Raw genomic sequence first — 21,346 nt, 5'->3', positions numbered from 1 at the left:
TCTCTACTATTTGCAGGGACCTTTTTTGTTTATAAAGATATTTTTAAAACACTATTTTAATGATATAGATAGCGCTTATTTAGGAGTAAGAACCTCGGCATCAGCGCTGACTGCTTCAAAGCTTGTTGATTTACCCTCGTATAGCAAATCAATAGAACCGCCACCGCCATGGGTCACCAGCTCAATACTGCCATCTTTTGACTCGTAAGTAGGGTTGTTGCCTTGACCAGTGGGCGCGGTTAATAACACGCGTTTGCCAGATGGCAGCATTAAATTTGCCTCTAGTGTATCAACCGCTGAGGTCTGGAACGTCACATGGATGCTCTGACCGTTTTTGTCTTGATACTCAACATCGGTCACTTGCGTTTCGGCTTGGATTTTCTTGTTTGCGTTGTTATTTGTAGCGATATCCGAGCTGTCCTCTTCAATCTCTGCAACTGTTGAGCCATCAACTGCTGCCTGATTATATGTGCTATCCATTAAATCGGCATCAGCGTCTACCTCCATGTCACTATCTAGCGTGGTCAACTCGACGTCTTCTTGGGTGACTTCTGCGGCATTGTCATTTGCTGCAACATCATTGCTCTCAGGCGGTGTTATCTCAGTGACTTTAACATTGGACTGAGCTGCTTCAGACTCGTCTGTATTATCAGATTTTTGACAAGCCGTTATCGCAAATAAGCTGCCGCTTAAAAATGTAACGAATATCAATTTAGAAAGACGTGTGTCGGAACAATTCATGATTAACATAGAGTACTCATTTATCATTAATAGGCGATAGGGGTGATATAAATTATACGTTTAAAGTAATAATAAGCCTGCGGCCACTGGCGTGGTCACGGTGTTCACACAGATAGATGCCTTGCCACATGCCCAGTCCAAGACGCCCTTCAACCAGCGGTATATTAAGACTTACACCAAACATCATGCTTTTAAAATGAGCTGGCAGATCATCTGAGCCCTCTAGCGTGTGCCTATAATGTGGCTGATCGGCAGGGGCGATGGTGTTGAGCCAATCTTCAGTATCCAAACGCACGTCAGGGTCTGCATTCTCGTTAATAGTCAAACTGGCAGAAGTATGCTGCAAAAATAAATGTACCATACCAGTTTGCGCTGAACTTGGTAGTAGCTCTTTTAAGGCGCGCTTGATATCTTTAGTAATGATATGTACGCCGCGTGGGTGGGCAGGCAAAGTAATCGTGGTTTGATAATAGGCCATCGTAACCTCTTAGTGAATAATGGGGGAGGGCTAGTATTCAGTTGATTGATTGTAAATAGCACATATACATAACTATCAAGTATCTGAGTGTATTGAATCACAAGCCAAAGTCATTATAAACCCAAGAGTTATAAGCTAAAAAAGCCACTGTCCAGTAAATACTGTGCTTGCGACTGTTTGCTCTTTAACGTGCTAAGCAAAGTTTGCATCGACTCAGGTGTGGTGGAGCCAGTATCATATTGCTGCTTGGCAACCCGTTCAAGCCGCGTTAAGCAATCATTAATCAGCTGCTGAATACGGGTAATTTTTTGTTCAATTAAAGCGTGCTGATTGGCCGTTAATGTCGGTGCTACCTGAGCACTCTTATCACTTTGATTTGAATTGGTGACACTTGCTAATTGCTCTTTAACTGCCTGACGTAACAAATTGGGGATAGCTTGGGCAATAATCTGATCAAAGGCAGGCGTTCCAGCATAACTGCCGTCATGGCTGACTAGGGCATCGCTATAAGTAATGGTACGTTCTGCAGAATGGGTTAAATGACCCAATTGGGTTAAGAGGTCATCGCCTAAAATATCTGAATGCTGCGCTAACGATAGCTGATTCGATGCTTGTTCATCACAGTCTTTAAGATAATCGATGCCACGTTCGAGAAGCTTCTCATGATTGGGCATATCTTCGGCTTGTATCGCCTCTATTTCAGGCGCTTTGATACTGGCATGCTTATTCCCACCTTCATCTTGATCAAATTCGCCATATACCGACTGTAGATAATTGCGGTTTGCTAAGATATTGCTCGCCACCTGCGCCTGCCCCTCTTCTTGCGTGCGGCCCATAAAATCCAGAATAGAGACCAATTGTGCATAGGTGACATCGGCACTGGTCGAGTCATGCTCGGTATCAATAATCGTATTTTGCGCATAATCAGGATCTAAAGTCAGATAATCTTCTAATATCTCTGCAAGGCGGGTGCCGGCAAGTTTATCGACCGTAAAACGCTGCTCGGGCGATAGTTTTACTGAGTTTAGGGTCACATACTGCGCATGGATTTTGCCAAGTAATTGACGAAAGCTGATTGGCAAAGCAGGGTGATTACGATACTTTTGAATGGTCTCGGCAATCTGTAGCTGCTCTGCGGATGCTTTTGGATTGTTGCCTTGAGTATTCGAGCGATTTGTTAGGGCTTTTTGGTTTTTATTATTGTTGGTCAATAGGTTTTGCTTAGATTTGTTTCTCACAACAAATACGCTAGGCACAATAACAACAAGGCTAATAATCAACAGTAATAAAGGATAGGACATGGTAAGGCGACTACTTATATATAAAGGGGTGAATGAATTAAGTGTAGACAAGCTGTGGTAGGGTTTAAATAGAGCTTGTGTAACGGATATTGACACTCAATGTACGGCACTCATTATGCGGCATACAAAAAAAGCCAGACTCATGGGCTTTGAGATTGCCCCACCGAAATGAAGGCGTATTCAAAGTTTTTGAGTCTGGCTATTGACTGTATCTTTAAGGCAATAGCGAAAAATAATGTCGCTATTTTAATCCTTTAATAATGAGTGATTAGCTTACGCGAGTTTGATAATCACCAGTACGCGTATCAACACGAACCACTTCATTTTGCTGAACGAACAAAGGCACACGAACCACTGCACCTGTTTCTAATTTAGCTGGCTTACCGCCGCCGCCTGAAGTATCACCGCGAACACCTGGATCGGTTTCAACGATTTCAAGCTCAACAAAGTTAGGCGGAGTGACTGATAAAGGCACACCATTAAACAAAGTGATGGTACATAAATCGTTACCGTTCTCTTTTAGCCATTGCTTCGCATCAGCCATTGCAGTAGCATCAGCTTGTAATTGCTCAAAGGTCTCAGGATCCATAAAGTGCCAGAACTCACCATCGCTATATAGATAGTTCATTTCCGTATCAATAACGTCAGCGGCTTCTAAGCTCTCACCTGATTTGAAGGTTTGCTCTAATACTTTACCAGTACGCAAATTACGTAGTTTGACACGGTTAAAAGCCTGACCTTTACCTGGTTTTACAAATTCGTTATCAATGATGGCACATGGGTGACCGTCATACATAACCTTAAGACCGGCTTTAAATTCGTTGGTTGAAAAACTTGCCACAATATTGCTCCTGATACTTTTCAAATTAATGACAAAAAATCAAATATAATGAGCCCCATGATAAACCATTTACCTCAACAAAAAAATAGGCAAATATCGATTGTGTCTACAGATGAAAATGTAAGCCAGCCCAGTCATAGTAAAAACCAAGAGATAACCACTATCCCCACAGCAAATCCTGTAGAAAAAGCGACATGGCAGACCAAGCTTGCAGATGTAGTGACTGATATTGATGAGCTGTTAACGTTATTGAATCTAAGCCATATAAAAGACTCATTATATGTGCCCGATAACTTTGGACTGCGCGTGCCCAAAGGCTTTGTATCAAAAATGAAAACAGGCGATGCCAACGACCCATTGCTGCGCCAAGTACTGCCCGATAAGCGTGAACAGGCCAAGATTACGGGCTTTGTCACCGATCCCTTAGATGAAAATCATCAAAACCCCATTCAAGGCCTATTGCACAAATATAAGTCACGGGTATTGATGACCGTCACCGGTGCCTGCGCTATTCATTGCCGTTACTGCTTTAGGCAGCACTTTGATTACAATGCCAATCTGCCCAAGTCTGAGCAATTGTCGGTTATTCAAGACTACATCGCTGAGCACCCTGAGATTAATGAAGTCATCTTAAGTGGGGGTGATCCGCTCAGTGTCTCGAATCGGCGTTTGTCTTTATGGCTAGATGCGCTAGAAGCTCTACCGCAAATCCAAACCATTCGGCTGCATACGCGGCTGCCCATCGTGATACCTGAGCGTTTGGATGATGAATTATTACAGCGCTTACAGCTCAGCCGTTGCCGCATTGTGATGGTGGTGCATACCAACCATGCCAGTGAAATCGATGAGCACACCGCAAAGTATCTTCTTGAAGCCAGAAAGCAGGGCATTACCTTGCTCAATCAGGCCGTTCTATTGACTGGTGTGAATGATACTATTGACGCTCAAGTGGCGCTGAGTGAGCGTTTATTTGACGTGGGTATCTTACCGTATTATTTACATCTTTTAGATAAAGTGGAGGGGGCAGCGCACTTTGATAGTGAGCCCAAAAAAGCGGTAGCGCTTTATTGGCAAATGTTGGCTGAATTGCCGGGATATTTAGTGCCTAAACTGGTGCAAGAGCTGCCAAATAAACCGTTTAAAACCCCTGTTAATTTATATCAATATCCTGAGTTGTTTCAGGTAAATTCGCATTAAGCGAGGAAACTATGTCCGTATTTGATAGTCGTTCGATGGCCTTAAATTCTATTGCTGGTCTTAAAACACTGGGTAATTTACTAGGTTTCACTTGTCTTGCTTTAACGATGGTTAGCTGCTCGCGCACGCCACCAGATTATCGTGCTCAGGTGATGGCGCCAGTGTACGAGCTTGGTGACAGCAAACATGGCGAGGCTCTGTACGAAGAGAATTGTTCACAGTGCCACACGCTACGCCCAGGCAGTAACAAGAAGGGTCCGCAATTATTAGGCGTATATGGCGCACCCTCTGGCACCCTTAAAGATTATAATTATAGCGATGCTATGGATGGGGTGAGTTGGGTATGGGACGCACAAACCTTAGATAACTACATCGCTGACCCAGAAGCCGTCCTACCTGAAACACGCATGCTCTCTGACCCCATGCCAAATGAGCAAGACAGAAAGGACATTATTGCTTATTTATCGACATTAGGCAGAGATGCACCGCCACAGCCTGAGAAGCAATAAAGACTCAAAGTTTATTAAAGTTTAGAGTAATTGAGACTTAGATGCCAAGTGGGTAATAGTGGTTTTGTTAGCTGCTATTAAATTTTAATGTTTCACAGCCATTTATTTTATCAGTAACGGATATGGATTAACCGCGCCAGAGTTTATATAAACACCATAATGTACGTGTGGCGGTGTGCCCTTTGCATTACCGCTGTCACCGACATAGCCAATGACATCGCCAGTTTCCACCCAATCGCCCTCGCTAATATCTGCAAATTCTTCTAAGTGGGCATAATAATGCCCGACACCGCCGGGTCCAACGATAGACACTACATTACCACCTAGCGAGTCAGTACCCACGCGGCGCACAATGCCTGCAGTGGTACTATGAATCGGCGTACCGCGTTCAGCGAAGATATCAATACCCTCATGACGCCGTCCGCCGCTACGGGCAGCACCCCAAGTATCGGTAAGATGCGCATTGGTAATAGGATTCGGCAAGCTGTTCGGTTGTGGCGCCTCCTGCTGCATCAGCTGTGTGTATTTGAAGGGTAGGGTTATCGTTTGTTGCATACGAGACATCGCCGCTTCATGATGAATGTCTGTACCAAAGATAATCAAGCCATAGACAACCACCACCAATAATACAGTCTTAAAAATAAAAGATATGAGCCGCAGCAAAAAATGAGGCGGCTTAGCATTTGGCTGATTTGAATAAGGGTTTGGCATAGGCATTGTATTTCGGTAGCGAATAAAAAATGGTTTATGAAGCATCCAGTATAAACAGCGATAACCTCTGTTGTGTGTAATAACCATGTAATTGTTCTATGAACCAGAATCTAGTGCTATTTTCTTAAACTCGTTTTTAGTAGTTCTATAAGGCGCACTCTTCTACTTACTTTAGAGTATAGCCACAGCCATATAAAAGCGTTATTGCGTTAACCTCGCTAAGCCTTGTAGTACTTGCATTTAGTTGACTTATACCTCATTTATCTGACGGCAGCTATATTTGACCCTAAACAAATACGATGGATAATAAAAAACCGTGCCAAAAGTTTTGGCACGGTTTTTAGTATGAATAGCACGATACAATAATAATGATTTAAGCGCTTACATAACCCATTAATCTTCTAGACTATTATCTTGGTTACGTTTGCGCAGTTGCTCGTTATGATGATTGCGTGCCATGCGCTCCTCTAACGTCATCTCTGCATCACGTACGCGGTGATCTAACGCTTCGTCATCCGGATGAGCTTCATCGAAATCTGCTTGATCCACACGCTCATTTAAAGTGAGTTGCTCACTTGCGGTATCGACATCACCATCTTGTTCATAGCCATGTGCGGCGTTCTCACTGCCGGTTTCTTCTTCAACAGGTTGACTCGATTTCGGGTTCGGATTATTTTCAATCTCATCAATCACGTAAGGCGTTAAATTCTCAGCCGCATTCTCTAGCGTATGCGGATTATGACGGGGTAGCGCCTCATTAAGATGTTCATCAAATACGTCCGTTAACAGAGCATCAAAACGTACTGAGTTATATTCAATTAACTGCTCTGATTCAGACTCAGTAATAGTACCTTCTTTCAGCGCTGTTAACACGTGGTCTTCGAAGGTTAAGCCCATAAATTCGCCTTTGTGTTCGGCTTTCTTAAACTTCTGCCATAGTGGCTCAATTTTTAGCAGCATCTGATAGGCGTTTTCAACACGGCCTGTGGTGTTGTCTGGATCTGTGGTGTAATAAACGAACTTCTTAAGCTGCTCACGGAATGGGTTATTTTCACCATCTTCCATGATTAAATCACCAAGTTTACGTTTTAATTCATCGCTTGGCTTGTCAGCGAACTTACCACCTGGGAAACAAACCAGTTTCACCAGACCAGCCGCCATACGATTTGGGAAGTTGTCATAGAAGTCAAAGAAGGCTTCTTGAATCACAAATAATGATTTTTCTAATGCCAAGCGGGCATGTAACTGCTCAGACTCTGACTGAGTACCGTTAGCATAATATTGCAAGATACCACTCATGATGAATAAGTGAGAGTGAATATCAGCAAGACGGCCAGACAGCAACTCTTTACGTTTTAGATCACCGGCAAGAAGACCCAAGGCCATATCAGCGGTCAACGCAAAGTTGGCACTTAAACGGTTGATTTTCTTGTAATACGGACGGGTAAAGTTATCTGCAAAGTCAGGGGCTTTGCCGCTACCGCCGAAGTAACCGGCAACAAATGATTTAGCACCACGGTTGAAGGTGTAGCCCAAGTGCTTAAAGAACATATCATCAAATTCTTTTTGCGCTTTGGCTTTGTCATCGCTTTGCAGTAGTTGTAGCTCATCAAATAAGTAAGGATGGCAGCGCATCGCACCTTGTCCAAAAATCATCAACGAGCGGGTCAAGATGTTGGCACCCTCAACCGTAATAGATACAGGGATGGCTTGATAAGGCAATGCTAAGAAATTGCGTGGACCATGCTGAATGGCACGACCACCAACGATATCCATACCATGGTTGACTACTTCACGCATGGTCTCGGTAGCATAGTATTTGGCCATAGCTGTCATGACAGACGGGGTACCGCCTTGGTTTAGACCACAAGTGACTAGATGACGGAACGACTCAAGCATATAGGTTTTGCTAGCGATATCACTGCTAGCATCCTGAACACCTTCAAATTTACCGACAGAAATCTTGAACTGCTCACGAATTTTGGAAAATGCACCCACATTTAAGTAGCTCATTTCACCCGCTGCGGTTGATAAGGCAGGCAGTGAGATACCACGGCCGACACCTAGACATTCCATCAGCATGCGCCAACCTTTTCCGGCATTTTCAATACCACCGATAATAAAGTCTAACGGGATAAACACATCTTTACCCACAACCGTACCGTTCATGAATGGTGAACCTGGGTTATGACGAGGGCCGGTCTCAACGCCTTCATAATTTGCAGGAATCAAGGCACAGGTAATGCCATAATCGGTTTTATTCTTATCACCAAGTAGACCATCTGGGTCATGCAGCTTAAATGCCAAACCAACCACGGTAGCGACTGGCGCTAGTGTAATCCAGCGTTTTGAGAAGTTCATATTCAGGCCAAGCACACGCTCGCCTTCATAGTCGCCATAACAGACAACCCCCGTATCTGGAATTGCCCCCGCATCAGAGCCGGCTTCTGGACCCGTTAAGCCAAAGCATGGAATCTCAGTACCATTGGCAAGACCCGGCAACCAACGCTGCTTTTGTTCCTCGGTACCATAATGCATCAATAGCTCGCCTGGGCCTAATGAGTTAGGTACCATACAGGTGACTGCAGCTGTCAAACTGCGTGAACCAATTTTACTCATGATCCGGCTTTGTGCGTATGAGCTAAAGTCGCGACCACCGTAGCTTTCAGGGATAATTAATCCTAAGAAGCCATTGTCTTTAATATACTGCCAAGCCTCAGGTGACAAGTCTTTGTCGTGATGATGAATTTGCCATTCATCAAGCATAGCGCATAAGGTTTCTACTTCATTATCAATAAAAGATTGTTCTTTTTCTGATAGGGTTGGATAAGGGTAGCTTGCAAACGTATCCCAGTTTGGCGCACCCATAAACAGCTCTTTTTCCCACCAGCTAGTACCCGCGTCTAATGCTTCACGCTCGGTATCACTCATGCTAGGCATGGCACCAGCAAGCATTTTATAAACAGGCTTGCTGACAAGCGCTTGGCGTAGCGGCGCAATCAATACTACTAAACATGCCAGAATAATGGGCACACCCAGCAGTAGCGACCAAGGGGCAATCACAGCAGCGATAACTGCTACAATAATAAGCAGAACAGAGCCAACGGTACGGCTCATTCCGTATAAGAACACCACCAACAGCGCAAGTAGCTGCAATAGGATGGCCAGTAAAAATAAACCAACTAAAGACAATGTGGTCATAATAAGTAACCTAAAAAAGATAAGGGTTAAAGGTTTTAATAAAATTTTGCGTTATATTTATGCTTATTGAAAAAAACTTCTAATAAAACTCAAAGATAAGACTAAAGATAGAAATTTGGTACAATTACATTACAGGGTATGTAGATGCAATGCGATAATCAAGACTAAAATCTTTACAATTAGTTAGTTTTGTATATAAATTCTTTAATAAGATGATGAATGCTAAGGTTTTTCTTATATTTGAGTCAGATACTTATATTGTTAACTACGGACAATTGTCTACTGTTATCTTGCTTGCACTTATCTTAAATCAAAATAATTGAGATGAACGGCAATCACTAATATTGATGACGGTAACTCTATTTTTATCCGGCCTAATTTATCCGATCTAAAAAGGAGAGATGCCAGTTTCTGCAAAAGACAGGGTTTGATTACGGCCAACGATAATGTGATCGGCCAGTGTCATATCAATATACTGACACGCCTCTTTTAGGGTTTTGGTCAAATGAATATCCGCTGTCGAGGGCGTCGCATCCTGATTGGGATGGTTGTGTGCCACGATAAGCTGACTACTGCCTTGCTCTAATGCGTATCGCAGCACTTGCTTGATGCAGACAGAGCAAGAAGATAGACCGCCTGTAAATAACACCTTATAATCGAGCAGATTGAGTCCATTATCCAAACATAACACTGCAAACACCTCATTACTTTCACGGCGTAGCTGCGTGGTAATATAGTCTTTCACCACCTGAGAGCGATTAAGCGTGTGGCCGGATTTCAACTCACTATTTAAGTAGCGTTTGCCCATCTCAAGGCTGGCAAACAGCTGAGCATATTTAGCAGGTCCGATACCATGACAGTCCAGCACGTCTTGTTGCGGTGCTGCCAATAATTCAGCGATACTGCCAAAGCGTTCGATTAATTGGCGTGCTAACTCAATAGCTGACTGGTCTTTAGTACCTGTTCGCAAAAATATGGCCAATATCTCGGCATCACTTAGGTGCTCTGCACCGAGTCTCAGTAACTTTTCTCGTGGACGGTCATCTTCGTGCCAATCTTTGATAGCCATAAATGCAAATACTTGTATGATGAAGGGCAAAGTAGTCTAAAACAGTGTGCTTTGAATGATAGGTTCTAAAAATAAGCACAATGGGCCTTTAGTATAGTCGCTATCTATATAATATTTGCATAAAATACTAAATTATAAGTTTAATAGTATTAACCTATAGCTAAGTTATTCATTTAATAAAGAAAGTTAGTAGAAGTAAGTTGATAGAAGTATAGAGCTACAGTATCCTAAGTCACCCCCTTTAAGTTATCCACCTATAAGGCTTTTGCCATGAGTATAGCACCATCTGAATTATCTATCCGTCCTTTAGCGCACTCTGATTATGAACAGTGGCTAGCGTTATGGCAGGGATATCTAACCTTTTATGAAACGACCCTTAGCCAAGAGGTGACGCAAGCGACTTGGAAGAAGCTGCTGTCTGATACAGCGCCTGTTCATGGCTTTGGTGCTTATCAAGCAAAGACGTTGGTCGGCTTCGCTCATGTGGTGCTACATCCCAATACATGGAATACGACTGATTGTTGCTACCTAGAAGATTTGTACGTTGATAGTATCGTACGTGGGCAAGGGGTAGGCCGTGTCTTAATTGAGGCGGTTTATGAGTTTGCGGCGGATAAAAACTGCAATCGAGTATATTGGACAACCCAAGTGGGTAATAAAACGGCACGTAAGCTATATGACTCTATCGCTCAGCAAACCGATATGGTGCAATACCGTCATAATTTATAAATAATAGTCCTTTATATATAAGCTTTAGCCAGTCAGATTCAGCAGATGTTTATCATGCAACTAATACAATAAACCCTATCCAAATGTTTATTAAACTTGATACCATAAGCGCATTTTATTCATATTCTAAATATTAGACATCCTTAAGGTAACACCCACTTATGAGCATGATATTCACACCTGTCCATGCGCCGGCAAAAGACATCAAAAACATTCTTCTTGCGATTACAGGCGGTATTGCGGCCTATAAATCAGCTTTACTGGCACGATTGTTGGTTAAAGAGGGATTTGAGGTGCGGGTTATTATGACCGCCGGCGCGCAGCAATTTATTACACCGTTGACACTGCAAGCATTGACCGGCAATGAGGTACATACTGAGCTGCTAGATACCAATGCAGAGTTGGGCATGGGTCATATTGAACTGGCTAAGTGGGCAGATTTAATGATGATTGCGCCTGCTTCTGCCAATACCTTAGCGCGCTTGGCGATGGGTATGGCTGATGATTTATTAGCCACGGTCTGTTTGGCAACAGCGGCGCCAGTAATGATTGCACCGGCAATGAATCAGCAAATGTGGGCACATCCTGCGGTTCAGCTTAATATCCAAACCTTGGGCGACTTGGGCTATGAAGTTATTACGCCGGATAGTGGTGTTCAGGCTTGCGGCGATGTAGGCGCAGGGCGTTTGCCTGAGCCAGAAACGTTATTACAACATATTTTATATGCACGAGCAAAACAGAGTATCCCGCAGTCTTTAACAGGGAAAAAGGTCACAATCACCGCAGGCCCGACGGTTGAGGCCATTGACCCAGTTCGTTTTTTATCTAATCACTCCACTGGCAAGATGGGTTTTGCTTTAGCGCGTGCTTGCCGTGATGCTGGCGCAGAAGTGACCTTAATTGCAGGGGGTAAAGTGGGCCTAGAAACTCCGTTTGGCGTGCAGCGTGTGGATGTGCTCTCGGCCAATGATATGTTGGCGGCGGCGGAAAGCCTAGCGCAGGCAGGTACAGATGTGTTTATTGCTACTGCCGCTGTGGCTGATTATCGTACTCGAGATGCGGCGCCGCAAAAGATTAAAAAGACGCAAGATAAGATGACACTCGAACTGGTCAAAAACCCTGATATTTTAGCGACCATTTCGCATAATTATCCCAACTTATTTGTGGTGGGTTTTGCCGCTGAGACGCAAGATATTGAGACCTATGCTAAGGGTAAGCTCAAAACCAAGAATTTGGACATGATTGCCTGTAATGATGTTTCAAGACAAGATATTGGTTTTGCTAGTGATGAGAATGCAATGACAGTGTTTTTTGCAGAAAAGTATCAGAAACCGGCGGTTGATTTAGAAAAGATGAGTAAAAATAACATAGCAGAACATTTGGTAAACTTGATAAGTACCGTAATCGGTTAAGTTTACATTTAAAATACAGCTTGGCTAATTGATAAGTCAAACAGTATATTAAGCAAGATATAAGTCAATAAATCAGCGCGCTGCGTTTAGTGCTATTTATCTAATAATAGAAACAACTAAGACCACTTAGTGTATTTATGAGTCATGAGGCGCACTGAATTTAACTTATATATTTAAGCCTAATCAATAACAATATAAATAAAGGATGAGATATGACTGACGCATCGAACGATTTAAAAGAGATGAGCCCAACCCTAAAAACTATGTTAAACCACCGCTCTGTGCGTAATTTTACCGATGAGCCGATTAGCCCGAAAATGCTAGAGGCTATTTTAGAAGCAGGGCGTGCGTCATCAACATCTAACTATATGGGTTCGGTGAGCATTGTGCGTATTACCGATCCTGAGCAGCGCAAGAAATTCCACCAAATCTCAAATGGTTTGAGCGAAGAAGAGTACAATCAAGCCGTTGCAGATGGTAAAGAGCTTAAGCACCCGTATATCATTGAATGTGCAGAATATTTTGTATTCTGCATGGACAATCATCGCCATCATAAAATAGACCCAGAGTCGCAATTAGACTGGATGGAAGTGGTGTTTATCGGTACAGTAGACGCTGGCATCATGGCGCAAAACATCATGGCTGCTGCTGAATCTCTCGGCTTAGGCGGTGTTTATATCGGTAGTATGCGTAACGATATTCGCCGTGCTGGTGAAGTGATTAATGCGCCTAAACATGTGCTTCCTTTATTTGGTATGTGCTTAGGTCACCCAAGTGATACGCCTGAAACCACGTTGCAAAAACCAAGATGGTCGCTGTCTACATTGGTATCAGAAAATACCTATCAGCCAGTGACTGAAGAGCAAATCGAAGCGTTCAATAATAAAGTTATTGAGTACTATAATAAGCGCGGCGAGCCAAACCACAAAGACTGGAAAGAACAGGTTACTAAAACCTTTGGTGGACCAGTGCGCCCAGAAGTCATGGCTTATGTTAACGAACAAGGTTATGCAAAACGCTAAGTAGCTGTTATTTAATAGCTTATACTCAGTACTAGCCTACAAGCATAAGCTCTAACATGTAAAAGCGTATTCAAAGATATATTAAAACAAAGATTGTCTTATTGCACTCACTAAAGGTATATTAAAACGCAGGTTTTAATATACCTTTTTACATTAGGGCCTGTATAGAATTCATTTACGGAACTGACAGTGAGGGCAGTAGGACATGAGTTATGGTTGATACTGAGCGCGTCATTTTAAGTCTTATATTTGCGATTGCTTCACTATTACACGGTATTAGTGGTCTTGGCGTAACCTTGGTTACTACTACGGCACTGGCGAGCATGTACCCGCTACAGCACGCTATTATTCTTATCATCCTACCATCCTTTGCGCTGAATCTGATGACTTGGCTGATTGGCGGTGAGCGCAGTATCTGGGGTAATTTTACCTACTATCTTAAGCACTATTGGCTACTTGCACTGATGAGTCTTTTGGGCAGCTTATTTGGTGTTAAGCTGCTTATGTGGGTTGATAGCAGCTATATCTTATTGTTACTTGCTGCAGTGATTGCTTTTTATGTCATCAGTAATGCGTTAGGCAAAAAAATCATTCTACCGGCCACCACGCCAGTACTCATTATTATCGGTCTTACTGCTGGTATTATTGGTGGTTCAACCAACGCTATGTCGACTATTTTGCTGATGTATCTGCTGTCTGCTACCGATGATAAGAACACCATCGCCAAAGTCGGCAACATGTGTTATTTACTGGGCAAGGTGGCACAAATCATCGTCCTGCGTGAGCCTATTATGGCGCTACCTGCCAGTGAGTGGCTGCTGATTATCATGCTGACAACAGTCTCTATAGCCTGCTTACTGTTCGGTATTCGGCTACGTCATCATTTATCTCAAGCCCGCTTTCGCCAACTAGTATTGGTCATTCTAACTGTGCTTGGTTTACGAGTGGGCTGGCAAGGTATGATAGGCTTGATGTCATGATGGGTGTTATGAGTATCAAGTGTGGTGCTGTTAAAGCAGTAGGCAGCTAAGAGATAATGACCAATTTATATGTATTAAGTATTCACAGTAGATGAGCGGTCGTAAATGATGTCAATAAATTGCTAGAGGCTAAAACGAATAAGATGAATCAGCAGATAAACAGCAAGTCACAGATACGAGTAATCAAGGACGAACAGCAGTTGCAGCGTCATATTGAAGCGTTGATTGACATTGAGCCACGTTTTGATGCGGTGTATCAACAGGTGGGAGTGCCTGATTTACGCCGTAATCAAGGGGGATTTGAGCAGTTGATGCGGGCAATGGTCGGACAGCAGTTATCTGTGGCAGCGGCTCGCAGTATCTGGAATAAGCTAGAGACGGCAGATCTGACGACGCCTAAAGCCATTTTGCAGGCGAACGATAAGCAATTACGGGCTCAGGGGTTATCACGACAGAAAATTCGTTATATTCAATCTTTGGTCGAGCATGATATTGATTTTAAAGCACTTGAGCAGATGTCAGATACTGAGGTGATTGAAACTCTGACGGCGGTGACGGGTATTGGCAAATGGACGGCAGAGATGTATATGCTGTTTAGTTTAGGCCGCGCCGATGTATTGGCAGTAGATGATTTAGCGATTAAAGTTGGCGCGATGGATTTGCTACAGCTGGATAGCAGACCGACCCCAAAGCAACTTAAACAGTTAACCCAGAGCTGGTCACCGTATCGCAGCGCCGCAAGCTTACTACTTTGGGCGCATTATGGCTGGCTTAAAGCTAGGGATGCAGTGCCGGTATAAAATATTATCTGCTATAGGGACTTATTATCTAGGCAATCGCTGTCTCATATTCAGGAACCTGCGGTGCCTGATACACATAAATACCGACAAAGAAGGCACAGATGCTAATAAACACAAGATAAAGTGCCGGTGCGAAACTAACGGTTTCTGTAATAAATAATAAAGAGATTGGTAAAATAACGCCAGTAAATACAGTCGTTGAGTGAAAGATGACGCTAATAGCAGTCAGGCGAATATGGGTTGGAAATAACTGCAAGAATATCATAGGGCAAAGGCTGATAAAGCCACTACAAAACCCCATTAGTGCATAAATAGGTACTAAGTACGTACCATCTCCATTTGATAAATAGTAATAAAACATCAAAGTTTGAAAGCACATCAACGCTGCGCCGAGCATCAGTGCGCGGCCCACATCTAATTTGTCAGCAAGCTTGCCGAAGAAAATCATACCCAGCGCCATACAGCTCATACCAACAACGGTCAAAAAACGAAGTGACGAATCATCTACATTAACTTGGCTGTTAATAAGCTTGGGCAGTAACAATAAAAACATAATGATTGAACTGGCATAGATAAGCGCCAAAAAGCACGTTAGTAAGATGGCGTTAAAACGATTAAGACTGTCAGTGACTGGTGATAAGGTCATCTTTTTAGGAGAGATGATGGCGGTAGTTTGTTTCAAAAAGGCATCCGTCTCACTAAGGTGACGTACTAGTAGATAGCCAAGTAACCCCATAACACCGCTGCATATAAATGGAATACGCCATGCATAGGCAGTGAGTTGTTCGGCAGTAAAGAGAAAGGTTAAACAGGCGATAAACAGAGCGCAAACAACGGCACCAAACACAAAGCTGGCACAGACCATACTGATATAAGCGGCAATCTCTTTATAACTATAGCTTTCAGTCAAATATACCCAGCTTAGGCTTAGTTGATTGGCAACTGCAGCACCTTGGAAAAGACGAACTAGGATAATGAGCACAGAGGCTGTTACCCCAATGTTTGCGTAAGTTGGCAGGCAAGCCGCCACCATTGAGGTCAAGAATAATAAAATAAGACCGACATGTAAGGCAGGTTTACGTCCTTTGTTATCTCCATAACGACCAATGAGCAGCGCACCAATAGGCCGTGCAATAAAGCCAATGGCAAATAAGCTGACTAATTTAAGTTGTTCAGAAGATAGGTCGCCTGATTTAGCAAAAAAGGTCAAATTAAGGGTATCTGATAGGAAGATAAAGATCGTAAAATCGAAGCTTGCGAGGAAGGTAATAAAGCAAATCGTCAGTAGAGCGTAAGGCAGTTTTTGGTTACCTGTGTTTTTATTTAATAATCGTCTAGTACTGGATAATGCCCCAATATTTTGAAAAGCTGTGCACTTGTTCGTGCTTGGATTTGGCATAATTTAATAAATGTCTTTAAGAGAAGTATTTACATACTACTCGCAATTACATTTGATTACAAAGTATTATGCAAGTATTTTAGATTAAGTGGTAGTAGGCGATTGCGCTGTTTTATTAGAAATGATAACAAATGATGATATTAAATTAAACTTAACTTATTGTAAGACTGGTTTAATAAACCAGTCGTTCTACTTGTTGTTATAAAATGGAAAAGGCACAATAAGCATTTAAAAACCTGCTTATTGTGCCTTTTGTCGGTTAGCGGCTACTGTATATCCTTATTTTTGCAGCTCAAGCAATCTTTGATACAAGGCATTTTTCTTAATGCCCGTAATATCGGATGCCAAAGCGGCGGCTTTTTTGACGGATAAGTCCTCAAGCAAACGCAGTAGTAATTTGTCATGAATACTGTCATCGTCGGCGACATTATTCACATTACCGCCAACGACCACGACAATTTCACCTTTTTGCTGGTTATTATCAGCTTCGACAAAGGCGGTTAGTTCGCCTAAAGTTGATTTTTTCACCGTTTCAAAGGTTTTGGTCAATTCACGGCATAAGGTGGCAGGGCGGTTGTCGCCGAAGACAGCGGCCATATCTTTTAGGCTTACCACGATGCGATGCGGCGCTTCATAAAAGATAAGCGTCTCGGTACGATCCGCATAGTGCTCCAGCTGTTTGACGCGGCCATGAGTCTTAGCCGGCAAAAAGCCTACAAAGCTGAATTTATCAGAGGGTAGACCCGCAACACTGAGCGCTGCAATGGCAGCACTGGCGCCAACGATAGGCACAACCGCTACGCCGGCTGCATGGGCCGCTTGTACTAATTGATAGCCAGGATCGCTAATAAGCGGCGTGCCGGCATCACTGATAAGGGCAATAGAATGACCACGCTGAATCATTTCGATAATTTTAGGTGTTTGGATTTCGCTATTGTGCTCATGATAGGCCCACGTCTGGGTATCAATACCAAAGTTGGATAAAAGCTTGCCTGAGGTGCGCGTGTCTTCGCAGGCAATGATATCGACCTGTTTAAGCGTTTCAATGGCGCGAGCAGTGATGTCGCCCATATTCCCAATTGGGGTGGCGACGATAAAAAGGTAGGCTTTGGCCACAGAGCTTGCGGCTTGGGTGGTATGCGAGGTGTTATCTTGCGCTGTCATAAAAGACCTTAATCACGAACAAAAAGAGAAAATAGGTTAGGTGTTACCAGTTTACCATGATGTGCTAATATATCACTGCTTTGCTTTTGTGCCGCCTATCGATAAATAATTGAGAGTGGTCTGCTATTCACCTTCACTTAAGTTGCTTTTATGCCTGCAAATCCCTCATTATTAAAATCGCCCAAGCAGCGGAACGGAGGGCATTATGAGCAGCTTGCGGCTGAATTTTTGCAATCCAATGGGCTGCAAATTATTAGTCAAAATTGGCAGCAGCCGAAAGTGGGGGAAATAGATTTGGTATTATTGCATCCTGGCGCCGCATGGGATACGTTAGTGTTCGCTGAAGTTCGCAAGCGTCAGGTATCTGGTTTTGGCGATGCCTTTATGAGCGTAACAGCGAGCAAGCAGCGAAAATTGATTAAAACCGCGCGCTATTTTTTGCAGCAGTATCCGCAGTATGCCAATTTAGAATGCCGTTTTGATGTGGTGGGATTTAATTCACCCGCAAAACTTGCCTCAAGCGATATGGCAGAGCAAGCGTGTTTGCCCGAATGGATACAAAGCGCTTTTATCAGCCGTGCTTGGTAATTCATTTTATTTAGATTAGAGCATTGGCATTTAAGCTGATGGTTTAATAGTGGGTTAATGAGGTGCTATGCAATAAGGCACTAGATAAGCGCGTTGAATCAACGCTACACTTTTGTTACTAAAGCGGGCATTTAGCGAAAGTTTTTATGGTTACACTAAAAGATTTATTTGCAGAAACATACAGTAAGTTAATAGCAGTGAATAGGGTAAGTGCTTATCAATAAAATGACTTTTATTAGATAGGTCAATTTATTGTGCCGCATTTGCTACTGATTATGAGCCGGTGTTTATACTTATCATCTATCTTTTATAAGCGGTATAAAGCAGTCAGGCTATCAATAAGGACATTAGAACATGGTGAAATCTCGGTTAGCGGATAATAAGCGGTTTAGTCGCAGTGTAGTTTATGGCTTACTCAGTGCGTGCGTATTAAGCACAGCAGCATTGACAGGCTGTGCGACCTTACAGAGTAGTGCGCCGGCAGGCTCTTATGGTGTGCCTGTGACGGACCGTACCATTGCTCAGCGCATCTTAGATCAAAGTATCGTAAATACAGCCAAAACCAATATTAATGCGATGGATCCCACTTTATATAAACGTAGCCGTATTGGCGTTGATAGCTTTTATAGTCAGGTGCTGCTGACCGGTGAGGTGCCTGATGAGGACACCAAAAAGAAAGTGGTACAGATTGTCTCTGCTATGCCGGATGTGAAAGAAGTCTATGATAAGCTGACAGTGGGTCCGCAAAAGGGCACCAGTTATACTGTGCATGATGGCTATATCTCGTCAAAGATTAATGCCAAGATTATTGCCAATAACGCCATTAGTAGCTCGCAAATTAAAGTAGTGAGCGATGATGGTATCGTCTATGTGATGGGCAAGCTAACCCCAACGCAGCGTGGCCATTTAATGAATATCGTTGAGAGCACTGTCGGTATCAAGGAGTTGGTGCTATTGACCGAACTGATTGATAATAATGGCGTGCCAATTGATGAGTCCAGTGTTATTCAAGAGACGCAGCTTGAGCCGCCCGATAGATTCTATACTACTGCGCCTGAGCCGGTGGCCTATCCTGCCACGCAGCAAGCTGCTAATACAGCTGTACCACAAAACAATAACGCCCAGACACAAGGCAGTGTAAATAATACTCAGCCTACCACCAACCAGCAACCGATTACTCAAGGCCCGAGTAGGCCAAGATCGGGCGAGCCTTATGCCAGCCCTTATATCGAAATGTATAAAAACCAAGTGCCTGGTTGGTAGTCGGTTAGCAAATAAGGACTAAGTTAAATGACAAGGACTAAGTTAAATGACTAAGTTAAAAGCCACTTAACCAAAAGTAGTTGGGTTATCAGTGGCGAAGCCAAAGGCAGCTTAGTCAAATATGTTTTAGGCAAATATGTTTTAGGCAAATAGCTTAAACACTTGTTATAATCAAAAAATATGTGGCCACTATTAGGCTGGACCTCTTTATTTATTAGATTTATTCGTTAAACTTTCACCCCATTTTAATTATAGGTAGTTTACATGAGCATGAACGCTGATGATTTAATCGCATTTTTACAACCGCATTACCCAGACGCTTTTATTCAAGCGGCCAATCAGGGCAATAAATTTGATGTGCGTGTAGTAGATGCAAGCTTTGAGGGCAAACGTGCCGTGCAGCGCCAGCAAGCAGTTTATGCTTTGGTGAATGATATTATCGCTCGCGGCGACATTCATGCCCTTAACATTCAAGCACTAACCCCTGCTGAGTGGGAAGCCAAACAAGCCGGTCAATAAGACCACTTAAACGGCTTTTTTTGTTTGGTTTTAGCTCAGCCTTAGAAGGTCATTAGGTCTAACGCCTTCTTTATCCTCGTTATATAATTTTATCGTCATTCCAGTTTAGGACAGTATTCAATGGATCAGTTTTTAATTACCGGCCGTAGCCGCATTGCAGGCGAAGTTACTATTTCAGGCGCAAAAAACGCGGCGCTTCCTCTATTAGCGGCCATGATTTTGGCAGAAACGCCCACAACATTGACCAATGTCCCTTCATTGCAAGACGTGCGTACCCTGATTAAGCTGATTGCTGGCATGGGTATTACTATCGAGAAAAAAGGCGATACCGTTACTTGTGATACCAGTACCATTGAGAACTACTTTGCGCCATATGATTTGGTAAAAACCATGCGCGCCTCTATTTTGGTGCTTGGCCCATTATTAGCACGCTTTGGTGAAGCAGAAGTGTCCTTACCAGGCGGCTGCGCGATTGGATCACGCCCTGTGGATCAGCATCTAAAGGCATTTAGAGCAATGGGTGCAGAAATCAATGTAGAAAATGGCTATGTGATTGCCAAAGCACCAGAAGGCGGTCGCTTAATCGGCTGCGAATACAGCTTTGATATGGTGACCGTTGGCGGGACAGAAAATGTCATTATCGCAGCGACGCTAGCCAAAGGCACGACGGTATTAGAAAACTGCGCGCGTGAGCCAGAAGTTGTTGACTTAGCGAATATGTTGGTCGCGATGGGTGCCAAAATCAACGGTATTGGTACCTCAACCATGACTATCGAAGGCGTTGACAGCTTGAAAGGCTGTGAATACGCTGTGGTACCGGATCGTATCGAGACAGGCTCATACCTTGCTGGTGCACTAATGACCGAAGGCGACGTGACCACACGCAATACGGACTCTCAATTACTGCTTCCTGTATTACAGAAATTTGAGGAGATGGGCGCAATCATCACCACGGGCGATGACTGGATTCGTGCGCAAATGACGGGTCGTCCTAAGCCTGTTGATATCCGTACGCAGCCGCATCCTGGTTTCCCAACCGATATGCAAGCACAGCTGATGGCTGTTTGCTGTCTAGCCGATGGTACCAGCACAATTAGCGAAAATATTTTTGAAAATCGCTATATGCATGTGCCTGAATTGCAACGTTTGGGCGCTAATATTAAAGTTGATGGGCATACAGCCGTGGTCCGAGGTGTTGAATCCTTTAATTCAGCACCTGTGATGGCGACTGATTTGCGCGCCTCTATGTCACTTGTGATGGCAGCCGCCGCAGCCGAAGGCGAAAGTGTGATTGATCGTATTTATCACATTGACCGCGGCTATGAAAATGTAGAAGAGAAGCTGCGCGGTCTTGGCGTTAATATTGAACGCATTAACCCAGTGACAGATGGTCATGACAGTGATGACTAATTGCTGAGCCAA

General features: G+C 43.4%; 20 protein-coding genes. 11 read left to right on the top strand and 9 right to left on the bottom strand.

Going from position 1 to position 21,346, the window contains the following annotated elements:
- Positions 1–75 precede the first annotated feature (75 nt).
- From AC2SLO_RS10980 to efp, 4 genes are all read right to left on the bottom strand, one after another.
- Positions 76–750: a hypothetical protein gene (locus AC2SLO_RS10980; RefSeq protein ID WP_486542313.1), complete on the bottom strand. Its 675-nt coding sequence runs from the start codon at positions 748–750 to the stop codon at positions 76–78.
- A 43-nt stretch (positions 751–793) separates the two neighbouring features.
- Positions 794–1,219 carry a secondary thiamine-phosphate synthase enzyme YjbQ gene (locus AC2SLO_RS10975; protein ID WP_486542315.1) on the bottom strand — a complete coding sequence of 142 codons (426 nt, stop codon included), beginning with the start codon at positions 1,217–1,219 and terminating at the stop codon, positions 794–796.
- A gap of 128 nt (positions 1,220–1,347) precedes the next feature.
- A complete protein-coding gene (locus AC2SLO_RS10970; protein WP_486542317.1) occupies positions 1,348–2,520 on the bottom strand; it encodes a hypothetical protein in 1,173 nt (390 codons plus the stop codon).
- A 268-nt stretch (positions 2,521–2,788) separates the two neighbouring features.
- Positions 2,789–3,361: an elongation factor P gene (efp, locus tag AC2SLO_RS10965; RefSeq protein WP_486542319.1), complete on the bottom strand. Its 573-nt coding sequence runs from the start codon at positions 3,359–3,361 to the stop codon at positions 2,789–2,791.
- A 102-nt stretch (positions 3,362–3,463) separates the two neighbouring features.
- Between efp and epmB the strand changes: the two genes are divergently transcribed.
- On the top strand, positions 3,464–4,558 hold the full coding sequence (gene epmB / locus AC2SLO_RS10960) for an EF-P beta-lysylation protein EpmB (protein WP_486542321.1): 1,095 nt from the start codon (positions 3,464–3,466) through the stop codon (positions 4,556–4,558).
- An 11-nt stretch (positions 4,559–4,569) separates the two neighbouring features.
- Entirely contained in the window at positions 4,570–5,067 is a 498-nt protein-coding gene (locus AC2SLO_RS10955) for a c-type cytochrome (RefSeq protein WP_486542323.1), read from the top strand.
- 102 nt (positions 5,068–5,169) lie between these two features.
- Here AC2SLO_RS10955 and AC2SLO_RS10950 read toward each other — a convergent pair whose 3' ends face one another.
- From AC2SLO_RS10950 to radC, 3 genes are all read right to left on the bottom strand, one after another.
- Positions 5,170–5,784 (bottom strand): peptidoglycan DD-metalloendopeptidase family protein, encoded by a 615-nt coding sequence (locus AC2SLO_RS10950; RefSeq protein ID WP_495637075.1) that lies wholly within the window; start codon positions 5,782–5,784, stop codon positions 5,170–5,172.
- Positions 5,785–6,171: 387 nt separating this feature from the next.
- On the bottom strand, positions 6,172–8,979 hold the full coding sequence (locus tag AC2SLO_RS10945; RefSeq protein WP_486542327.1) for an acyl-CoA dehydrogenase: 2,808 nt from the start codon (positions 8,977–8,979) through the stop codon (positions 6,172–6,174).
- Between the two features lie 388 nt (positions 8,980–9,367).
- Positions 9,368–10,048 (bottom strand): RadC family protein, encoded by a 681-nt coding sequence (radC, locus tag AC2SLO_RS10940; protein ID WP_486542329.1) that lies wholly within the window; start codon positions 10,046–10,048, stop codon positions 9,368–9,370.
- Between the two features lie 270 nt (positions 10,049–10,318).
- On the opposite strand from radC, the gene AC2SLO_RS10935 reads away from it, so the two are divergent.
- The 5 genes from AC2SLO_RS10935 to AC2SLO_RS10915 all read left to right on the top strand — a co-directional run bounded on the left by AC2SLO_RS10935 (position 10,319) and on the right by AC2SLO_RS10915 (position 14,991).
- Positions 10,319–10,777 (top strand): GNAT family N-acetyltransferase, encoded by a 459-nt coding sequence (locus AC2SLO_RS10935; RefSeq protein WP_486542331.1) that lies wholly within the window; start codon positions 10,319–10,321, stop codon positions 10,775–10,777.
- A gap of 161 nt (positions 10,778–10,938) precedes the next feature.
- The gene (coaBC, locus tag AC2SLO_RS10930; protein WP_486542334.1) at positions 10,939–12,189 is read left to right on the top strand and encodes a bifunctional phosphopantothenoylcysteine decarboxylase/phosphopantothenate--cysteine ligase CoaBC; all 1,251 of its coding nucleotides are present in this window, start codon (positions 10,939–10,941) and stop codon (positions 12,187–12,189) included.
- Between the two features lie 212 nt (positions 12,190–12,401).
- Complete coding sequence (gene nfsA, locus AC2SLO_RS10925) at positions 12,402–13,211, top strand: oxygen-insensitive NADPH nitroreductase (RefSeq protein ID WP_486542336.1); 810 nt, start codon at positions 12,402–12,404, stop codon at positions 13,209–13,211.
- A 212-nt stretch (positions 13,212–13,423) separates the two neighbouring features.
- Positions 13,424–14,191: a sulfite exporter TauE/SafE family protein gene (locus AC2SLO_RS10920; RefSeq protein WP_486542338.1), complete on the top strand. Its 768-nt coding sequence runs from the start codon at positions 13,424–13,426 to the stop codon at positions 14,189–14,191.
- 143 nt (positions 14,192–14,334) lie between these two features.
- The gene (locus tag AC2SLO_RS10915; protein ID WP_486542340.1) at positions 14,335–14,991 is read left to right on the top strand and encodes a DNA-3-methyladenine glycosylase family protein; all 657 of its coding nucleotides are present in this window, start codon (positions 14,335–14,337) and stop codon (positions 14,989–14,991) included.
- A gap of 28 nt (positions 14,992–15,019) precedes the next feature.
- On the opposite strand, the gene AC2SLO_RS10910 is transcribed toward AC2SLO_RS10915, so the two are convergent.
- The gene (locus tag AC2SLO_RS10910) at positions 15,020–16,390 is read right to left on the bottom strand and encodes an MFS transporter (protein ID WP_486542342.1); all 1,371 of its coding nucleotides are present in this window, start codon (positions 16,388–16,390) and stop codon (positions 15,020–15,022) included.
- A 279-nt stretch (positions 16,391–16,669) separates the two neighbouring features.
- Entirely contained in the window at positions 16,670–17,554 is an 885-nt protein-coding gene (rsmI, locus tag AC2SLO_RS10905; protein ID WP_486542344.1) for a 16S rRNA (cytidine(1402)-2'-O)-methyltransferase, read from the bottom strand.
- 150 nt (positions 17,555–17,704) lie between these two features.
- On the opposite strand from rsmI, the gene AC2SLO_RS10900 reads away from it, so the two are divergent.
- The 4 genes from AC2SLO_RS10900 (at position 17,705) to murA (ending at position 21,334) form a co-directional block, all read left to right on the top strand.
- Complete coding sequence (locus tag AC2SLO_RS10900; protein ID WP_486542346.1) at positions 17,705–18,142, top strand: YraN family protein; 438 nt, start codon at positions 17,705–17,707, stop codon at positions 18,140–18,142.
- A gap of 354 nt (positions 18,143–18,496) precedes the next feature.
- Positions 18,497–19,405, top strand: a complete 909-nt coding sequence (locus tag AC2SLO_RS10895) for a BON domain-containing protein (protein WP_486542349.1) — start codon at positions 18,497–18,499, stop codon at positions 19,403–19,405.
- Between the two features lie 264 nt (positions 19,406–19,669).
- The gene (locus AC2SLO_RS10890; RefSeq protein ID WP_486542351.1) at positions 19,670–19,924 is read left to right on the top strand and encodes a BolA family protein; all 255 of its coding nucleotides are present in this window, start codon (positions 19,670–19,672) and stop codon (positions 19,922–19,924) included.
- 120 nt (positions 19,925–20,044) lie between these two features.
- Positions 20,045–21,334 carry a UDP-N-acetylglucosamine 1-carboxyvinyltransferase gene (murA, locus tag AC2SLO_RS10885; RefSeq protein WP_486542353.1) on the top strand — a complete coding sequence of 430 codons (1,290 nt, stop codon included), beginning with the start codon at positions 20,045–20,047 and terminating at the stop codon, positions 21,332–21,334.
- Positions 21,335–21,346: the final 12 nt, after the last annotated feature.

The organism is Psychrobacter sp. CX14, assembly GCF_057396205.2.
The sequence above is the reverse complement of the archived record's forward strand: the minus strand, read 5'-3'. Positions and strand labels throughout refer to the sequence as shown.